This window comes from Mesorhizobium sp. P3_A9, assembly GCF_056402975.1.
In genome coordinates this window covers 1-1,559 of sequence record NZ_JBFUGJ010000654.1, presented here as the reverse complement: position 1 = coordinate 1,559, position 1,559 = coordinate 1, and the positions used below count along the sequence as shown (strand labels likewise).

Below are 1,559 nucleotides of genomic sequence, written 5' to 3'. Positions count from 1 at the left end.
ACCATAAGCATAGGGCCCGTCTTTCATCGGAACGGAAGAATCGTCTTCCTTGATGCGGGCCTTCATCTCCTTGAAAAGCTGCTTCCGCTGGTCTGAAGTGTCGGCCATCAGCTTCGACTGGTAGGCATTCTCGGCTTCGAGTTCGGCACGGATGCCGGCGTCGAGCAGGGAAGGGTCCCGAAACATCTCCTGCCAGTTGTCGGCCCGCAGCCAGGCATACTCGTCGGTTCGCGTGATGCCGTGATGCGTGTCGAAAACCGGCCGCTTCTCGGGTGTCGGCGGGCTGACGATCGGAAATCGGGGAGTGTTGGTCATTGCGTCTCGCTTGGGAACTATCTTGAATGGCGAATGAATACGCTGATCAGGGTGGGTTCAAGGGCCGCAGCCTAGAGCTGGTGCCGGCTCCATGAGATGAGTTGGGAGGAAAGATAATGACTGTTCGATCTCGGATTGCTGCGACTTTCGCCGTTGCTTCGCTAACGCTGGTCTTTGCCGGCCAGTCTCATGCGACCGTATTCGCGGCTTGGCAAGTGGCCAACGTGCCGTTCGGCGACACGCTCAATGTGCGCAAGTATCCGTCCGGCACATCCCAGAAGCAGGCCGCATACCCGAACGGGACCGTCCTGCAGATGACCGGACGCTGCACTGGCGGCATAAACCTGCTCGACATCGCCAATCAGCCGGCATGGAAGCAACAGCAGACGGTTCGTTATCGCTGGTGTGAGATCTGGCATGACCCGGCCAAGAACGGCGCCTTCGTCACCGGCTGGGCCTATGGCAAGTACATCACCCCGTATTGACCGGCCACCAGCGATTGACCTGATGCGGCCAGCCGGCGGAGCCGGTCGCCTCGTTGCCTGCAAAAAAAGATGAGCGGCAACCTGTGGTTTTGTGGACAGATGTGAACAACCAAGATTGTCGGCTCGATGGCAAAGCAAACCAGAGCATTGAAATCTGCTTTGTGAGTTATCTCGAATGTAACGATCAGCTGACGTAACGTCAGCCCTTGCCGGTTTGGCGGGGAAAATATCGAAAAATTACATGATGCACGAAAGATTGAAGCTAATTGCCGAATAGTTGATCAACATTCCCAAATATAATGCAAAGGGCGAATTGACTTACTTGTTCTTCGGTCGCATTGATGTGCCCGCGACACGAATCGCAGAAACTCTACCTGCTCAAAATTCGTGCAATGCCCTGCCTGTAAAAAAGGGCGCTGACCACGTAACTCTTGTTGGGGCCTGATGACCATGGATATTGTCGAAACACCTTCCAGAAACAATGATGCGCTGATCGAGCTGACCGCCGATGTGGTGGCCGCCTATGTCAGMAACAATCCCGTGCCGGTCGGCGAACTGCCGAACCTCATATCAGATGTCCATGCCGCTCTCGGGCGTGTGGGCGGAACCGCCGAACAGCCCCCTGCCGACAAGCAGAAGCCGGCTGTCAACCCGAAGCGCTCGGTTCATGACGACTACATTATCTGTCTTGAAGACGGTAAGAAGTTCAAGTCGCTCAAGCGTCATCTGATGACCCACTATGATCTGACGCCGGACCAG

The 1,559-nt window shown here is 55.7% G+C and carries 2 protein-coding genes and 1 pseudogene; 2 read left to right on the top strand and 1 reads right to left on the bottom strand.

What is annotated here, in order from left to right; genetic code table 11:
* A pseudogene (locus AC1DX0_RS35700) lies at positions 1–315 on the bottom strand (S9 family peptidase); the annotation flags it as partial.
* Positions 316–431: 116 nt separating this feature from the next.
* On the opposite strand from AC1DX0_RS35700, the gene AC1DX0_RS35695 reads away from it, so the two are divergent.
* Both AC1DX0_RS35695 and AC1DX0_RS35690 read left to right on the top strand, forming a co-directional pair.
* Positions 432–800 carry an SH3 domain-containing protein gene (locus AC1DX0_RS35695; protein WP_477219533.1) on the top strand — a complete coding sequence of 123 codons (369 nt, stop codon included), beginning with the start codon at positions 432–434 and terminating at the stop codon, positions 798–800.
* A gap of 450 nt (positions 801–1,250) precedes the next feature.
* A partial coding sequence (locus AC1DX0_RS35690) for a Ros/MucR family transcriptional regulator (protein WP_477359172.1) occupies positions 1,251–1,559 on the top strand: 309 nt, incomplete at its 3' end.